The 6,367-nt window shown below is 59.5% G+C and carries 5 protein-coding genes; 4 read left to right on the top strand and 1 reads right to left on the bottom strand.

What is annotated here, in order from left to right:
- Positions 1 to 199: hypothetical protein (locus WBP53_RS03710; RefSeq protein WP_423926062.1), on the top strand; the 199-nt coding region annotated here is incomplete at its 5' end.
- A 183-nt stretch (positions 200 to 382) separates the two neighbouring features.
- Here the strand turns inward: WBP53_RS03710 and parE are convergent.
- Complete coding sequence (gene parE, locus WBP53_RS03705) at positions 383 to 2,284, bottom strand: DNA topoisomerase IV subunit B (protein WP_423926060.1); 1,902 nt, start codon at positions 2,282 to 2,284, stop codon at positions 383 to 385.
- Positions 2,285 to 2,520: 236 nt separating this feature from the next.
- On the opposite strand from parE, the gene WBP53_RS03700 reads away from it, so the two are divergent.
- Genes WBP53_RS03700 through eno form a run of 3 tightly spaced genes read left to right on the top strand, consistent with a single transcriptional unit; the run spans position 2,521 to position 6,363 of the window.
- The gene (locus WBP53_RS03700; RefSeq protein WP_423926058.1) at positions 2,521 to 4,200 is read left to right on the top strand and encodes a CTP synthase; all 1,680 of its coding nucleotides are present in this window, start codon (positions 2,521 to 2,523) and stop codon (positions 4,198 to 4,200) included.
- Positions 4,197 to 5,027 carry a 3-deoxy-8-phosphooctulonate synthase gene (gene kdsA, locus WBP53_RS03695; protein WP_423926056.1) on the top strand — a complete coding sequence of 277 codons (831 nt, stop codon included), beginning with the start codon at positions 4,197 to 4,199 and terminating at the stop codon, positions 5,025 to 5,027. Before WBP53_RS03700 ends, kdsA begins: the two co-directional genes overlap by 4 nt.
- Positions 5,028 to 5,067: 40 nt before the next feature.
- Positions 5,068 to 6,363, top strand: a complete 1,296-nt coding sequence (gene eno / locus WBP53_RS03690) for a phosphopyruvate hydratase (RefSeq protein ID WP_423926054.1) — start codon at positions 5,068 to 5,070, stop codon at positions 6,361 to 6,363.
- Positions 6,364 to 6,367: the final 4 nt, after the last annotated feature.

Below are 6,367 nucleotides of genomic sequence, written 5' to 3'. Positions count from 1 at the left end.
ACCAAAGGGTTCGTGGCAGGTGCTTACCTGGGGTGGTCTGCGGGGCGGCATTTCGGTTGCACTGGCACTGTCATTGCCGCCCGGACACGAGCGCAACGTAGTGCTGGCGATGACCTATGCCGTCGTCGTCTTCTCGATACTGGGGCAGGGGCTTACGATCGGAAAGGTCGTGCGTTACGCAATTCGAGCTCCGGATTGATGCGCTGGTTGCTGCAACACATCCAGCGCAATCCTGATGTGTGGGTCGGCGCCTTTTCATCATCAGGTATGCGCGGTCTTCAGGTGCCAGAATCTGAAAGGGTCTTGACCGGCTGGCGCTGAATCGAGGCAAGCGATTCCCGCCTGCGCGGGAAAGACGAGCGTAGGGTCAGTGCCGAGCAGTTCAGACATCCAGCGAAGCGAGATCGCCTTTTTCCTCAAGCCAGCTCTTGCGATCGGATGCGCGTTTTTTTGAGAGCAGCATGTCCATGATTCGGCGCGTGCTGTCATCCGTGCTGTCCGCATCTTCGATCGTCAACTGGACCAGTCGGCGCGTATCGGGATTGATCGTCGATTCACGCAACTGGCTCGGGTTCATTTCACCCAGACCCTTGAAGCGAGTCACGTTTATCGCGCCGCGGATCTTTTCGCGTTCGATTCGCTCGAGGATCGCGTCACGTTCGGACTCATCGAGGCAATAGAACATCTGCTTGCCGACATCGACACGGAATAGCGGTGGCATGGCCACGAAGATGTGGCCTTCACGGACCAGCGCCGGGAAATGCTTGAGGAACAGTGCCGAGAGCAGCGTGGCGATATGCAAGCCGTCCGAATCGGCATCAGCCAGTATGCAAACCTTGCCGTAGCGCAATCCGCTGATGTCGTTCTTGCCCGGGTCACAACCGATCGCGACGGCGAGATCGTGCACTTCCTGTGACGCCAGCACGCTGCCCGATTCGACTTCCCATGTATTGAGGATCTTGCCACGCAAGGGCAGGATCGCCTGGAAATCCTTGTCGCGCGCCTGACGTGCCGAGCCGCCGGCAGAATCACCTTCGACCAGGAACAACTCGGTGCGCGAAAGGTCGCTGGACGCACAGTCGGCAAGCTTGCCTGGCAGTGCCGGGCCCTGGGTGATCTTCTTGCGAACGATCTGCTTTTCGGCCTTGAGTCGCAGCGCCGCACGCTCGATAGCCAGTTGCGCGATCTTCTCGCCGATTTCCACGTGCTGGTTCAGAAAAAGCGAGAACCCGTCATGTGCAGCGCCCTGTACCAGGCCGGCTGCATCGCGGGATGACAGGCGTTCCTTTGTCTGTCCCGAAAACTGCGGCTCTTGCATGCGCACGGACAGAACGAAGCACAAGCGGTCCCATACATCTTCCGGGGCAAGCTTGACCCCACGGGGAAGCAGGTTGCGGAAGTCGCAGAACTCGCGCAAGGCCTCGGTCAAGCCGGTACGCAGACCGTTGACATGAGTGCCGCCCTGCGCGGTTGGAATCAGATTGACATAGCTCTCCTGGGTGAGCTCGCCTACGGGCATCCATGCAACAACGAAATCGACCGCGCTCTTCTCGCGCTGCTGCGAACCGATGAACAGCTCTGCCGGCAGACGCTCGGCCTCGCCGATCATCGTGCGCAGATAGTCGCGCAAGCCGTCTTCGTAATGCCAGGTGATCTCTTCCGCTGTGGCCTCGTCAGTCAGGCGAACCGTCAGGCCTGCACACAGTACGGCTTTGGCGCGCAGCACGTGACGCAGCTTGCTGAGCAGGATCTTTGGCGTATCGAAGTACTTCGGATCCGGCCAGAAGCGCAGCGTCGTGCCGGTCTGTTTCTTCGCGACGCTACCAACGACTTCGAGCGGCGTTGCGCGGAAGCCATCCCTGAATTCCATGCGATGGATCTGGCCCTCGCGACGGATGTTCACTTCGACGCGGGTAGACAGTGCATTCACCACGGACACGCCGACACCATGCAGTCCGCCCGAAAACTGATAGTTCTTGTTCGAGAACTTGCCGCCCGCATGTAGCCGGGTCAGGATCAGCTCAATTCCCGGAATGCCTTCCTCGGGATGGATGTCCACGGGCATGCCACGGCCATCATCACTGACCGATACCGAGCCATCTGCGTGGACTACGACATCAATCGACTTGGCGTGGCCCGCCAGAGCTTCATCGACCGAGTTGTCGACGACTTCCTGGACAAGATGATTGGGCCGCGACGTGTCGGTGTACATGCCGGTGCGGCGCTTGACCGGGTCCAGCCCGGAAAGTACTTCGATGTCTGCGGCGTTGTAGCGACTGCTCATTGATTATCGAGGTAGAAAAGGTGACCGCGCATGGTGGCGGGAACCGCCAGAAGTGGCAAGGGCCGTATCCGGACCTGCAGCGAGAGACATCCGCAAGGCGACGGATTGTCGCAATCGGCTCGGGACTGCTGCCGAATCTGCCTTGAAAGAGCGGTTTTGGCACACCAGGGCTCTCTTCGCTATCGCAGCCATCGCCGTAAGCCGGTAGAATACGGTTTTCCTGCGGATGACTTTCCATGACCCCCCTGATTTTCGTGACCGGCGGCGTGGTGTCCTCGCTTGGCAAGGGCATTGCTGCTGCGTCACTGGCGGCCATCCTTGAAGCGCGCGGCCTGCGCGTGACCATGATGAAGCTGGATCCGTACATCAACGTTGATCCAGGCACGATGAGCCCGTTCCAGCACGGCGAGGTCTACGTAACCGACGACGGTGCCGAAACCGACCTTGATCTTGGCCATTACGAGCGCTTCATGCGCACCCGGCTGACAGGCAAGAATTCGATTACGACCGGCAAGATCTACGAAAGCGTGATCGCCAAGGAGCGCCGCGGAGACTACCTCGGGGCCACCGTGCAGGTGATTCCGCACATCACTGACGAGATCAAGCACCGAATCTACGAGGCAACCAGCGGTTATGACGTCGCTCTTGTCGAGATCGGCGGAACTGTTGGTGACATCGAGTCACTGCCATTCCTCGAGGCAATCCGTCAAATCCGCATCGAGCATGGGCCCGAAATGTCGATGTTCATGCATTTGACCCTGGTGCCTTACATCAAGGCTGCAGGCGAGATTAAGACCAAGCCCACCCAGCATTCGGTCAAGGAATTGCGCTCCATCGGCATTCAGGCAGACGTATTGCTGTGCCGCTGCGAACAGCCGCTGCCGCAATCGGACCGACGCAAGATCGCGCTGTTCACCAACGTGCCTGAAAAGGCGGTCATCAGCGCGGTGGATGTCGACATCATCTATCGGTTGCCCCTGTGGCTGCATCAGCAGGGCCTCGACGACATCGTCCTTGACCGTCTCAATTTCAAGGCAAAGCCGGCTGATCTCGGCGAGTGGAAGGCTGCGGTCGAGGCGATCGAACATCCCAAGGACGAAGTCACGATCGCCATCGTGGGCAAATACGTCGAGCACAAGGACGCCTACAAGTCACTCGGCGAAGCCTTGCGCCATGGCGGACTCAAGCAGCACACGCAGGTCAATCTGCGTTGGGTCGAGTCCGAGGAGGTCGAGCGCCGTGGAGGCGATGCACTGAACGACGTCGATGGCATTCTTGTCCCGGGCGGGTTCGGCAAGCGCGGGTTCGAGGGCAAGATCGCTGCGGCGCGATATGCTCGCGAGAACCGGGTGCCGTATTTCGGCATCTGCTATGGCATGCACGCGGCAGTCGTCGAATTTGCGCGCAATGTGGCCGGACTCGAAGGTGCGAACTCCAGCGAAAATGATCGCGCATGCAAGGATCCGGTGATCGCCCTGATTACCGAATGGACGACCAGTTCTGGCGACGTCGAGAAACGTGACGAGACTTCCGAACTCGGCGGCACCATGCGCCTCGGCGCGCAAGAGTGCCGACTCAAGGCGGGCACCCTGGCGCGCGAGCTCTATGGTCAGGATGTCGTGCGCGAACGCCATCGCCATCGCTACGAGTTCAACAACCGCTACCGACAGAAGCTGGAAGATCTGGGCCTGGTAATTTCCGGAAAATCGATGGATGACCTTCTGGTCGAAATGGTCGAATTGGCCAACCATCCGTGGTTCATCGCCTGCCAGGCGCATCCGGAGTTCACGTCAACACCACGTGACGGCCATCCCCTGTTTGTCGGGTTCATCCGGGCAGCGCGCGAGTTCAAGGCCGTGCGCGAAGCGCCCGCCCTGGATGCTGTCGTGCCGTCCAAGATCGGAGCCACCGCGTGAAACTCTGCGACTTCGAGGTAGGGCTCGATAAACCCCTGTTCCTGATTGCCGGTCCCTGTGTCATCGAATCAGAACAGCTGGCTCTCGACACGGCAGGAACGCTCAAGGAAATCACCGCGCGTCTCGGCATCCCGTTCATTTACAAGTCCAGTTTCGACAAGGCGAATCGCACTTCGATCAGCGGGCATCGTGGCCCGGGATTCGAGGAAGGCCTGCGCATCCTTGCAGAGGTCAAACGGCAGATCGGCGTGCCGGTACTGACCGACGTGCATGAATACACGCCGATGGAAGAGGTCGCGGAAGTTGTCGACGTATTGCAGACCCCCGCGTTCCTGTGCCGGCAGACCGACTTCATCATCAAGGCCTGCAGCGTCGGCCGCCCTGTCAACATCAAGAAGGGCCAGTTCCTCTCACCCTGGGAAATGAAGCACGTTTCCGAGAAGGCAAAGACCACAGGCAACACTCAGCTGATGGTCTGCGAGCGTGGCGCCAGCTTCGGCTACAACAATCTGGTTTCCGACATGCGCTCACTGGCAGTGATGCGCGATACCGGTTGTCCGGTCGTGTTCGACGCGACGCACTCGGTGCAATTGCCGGGTGGGGCAGGCGGGAAATCCGGTGGCCAGCGCGAATTCGTACCCGTACTTGCGCGAGCCGCAGTGGCAGTCGGCATCGCCGGCATCTTCATGGAAACCCATCCTGATCCCGACAAGGCACTCAGCGATGGCCCCAACGCGTGGCCGCTGGGGAAGATGGAGGCACTGCTCGAGTCCATCATGGGCCTGGACCAGTTGACCAAGAAGAGCGGCTTGATCGAAAACGCCTGAAGTTTGTCCGGCATTGAACTACGGAGAAAACAGAGACTCCATGAGCATGATCAGCAAGATCCACGCACGCGAAATCCTCGACTCACGCGGCAATCCCACGCTGGAAGCCGAAGTCACCCTGGCAGACGGCTCGTTTGGCCGGGCCATGGTGCCCTCCGGTGCTTCGACCGGTTCCCGGGAAGCGGTCGAATTGCGCGATGGCGACAATTCACGCTATCTCGGCAAGGGCGTCAGGAATGCCGTTGCCAACGTCAATACGACAATCGCCGATGCCCTGAGCGGATTCGATGCGAACGATCAGCGCGGGCTGGATGAAAAACTGATTGCCCTGGATGGCTCGCCGAACAAGGGCAAGCTCGGCGCAAATGCGCTGCTCGGCGTTTCGATGGCCAATGCACATGCGGTTGCAGCGTCGCGGAAACTGCCATTGTGGAAGCATCTGGCGGGTGATCGCGCGCCGGAGTTGCCAGTGCCGATGATGAATATCGTCAATGGCGGCGCACATGCCGACAACAACGTCGACATGCAGGAATTCATGGTGCTGCCGGTCGGCCTGCCGAATTTTGCCGAGGCCCTTCGTGCAGGAACGGAAATCTTCCATGCACTCAAATCGGTGCTCAAGGGCCGTGGATTGTCTACCGCGGTCGGTGACGAGGGAGGATTCGCCCCCAACTTGAAGTCCAATGAAGAAGCGATCGAGACGATCCTCGAAGCGGTGAACAAGGCCGGATATGCCATCGGCAAGGACATCTGGCTCGGCCTCGATGTGGCCAGTTCGGAGTTTTACAAGGATGGCGCCTACCACCTTGAAGGCGAAGGCAAGGTGCTCACGCCAGACCAGTTGATCGAGTTCTATGCGGACTGGTGTGCGAAGTATCCGATCATCACGATTGAAGACGGCATGGCCGAGGGCGACTGGGATGGCTGGAAGAAACTGACCGAGCGTCTCGGCAAGCGCGTGCAACTGGTCGGGGATGACCTTTTCGTCACCAACACCTCGATTTTCAGGCAGGGAATCGACAAGCACATCGCCAATTCCATCCTGATCAAGGTGAATCAGATTGGCACGCTGACTGAAACCCTCGATGCGATCGCCATGGCCGAGGCGGCCAACTACTCTGCGGTGATCTCGCATCGTTCGGGCGAAACCGAGGATACGACGATCGCCGACCTGTCCGTGGCTACTTCTGCCACGCAGATCAAGACCGGTTCCTTGTGCCGCTCCGATCGTGTTGCGAAATACAACCAGCTGTTGCGTATCGAAGAATCGCTGGCAACGCAGGCGCGCTATGCCGGTTGCCGGGCATTTCCGAACCTGCCCGATTTCAAATGCTGATTGC

Origin of the sequence: Dokdonella sp., assembly GCF_049593775.1 — a bacterium.
Classification (GTDB): domain Bacteria; phylum Pseudomonadota; class Gammaproteobacteria; order Xanthomonadales; family Rhodanobacteraceae; genus Dokdonella.
Note: the sequence above shows the minus strand (reverse complement) of the source record. Positions and strands in the feature narration are given on the sequence as shown.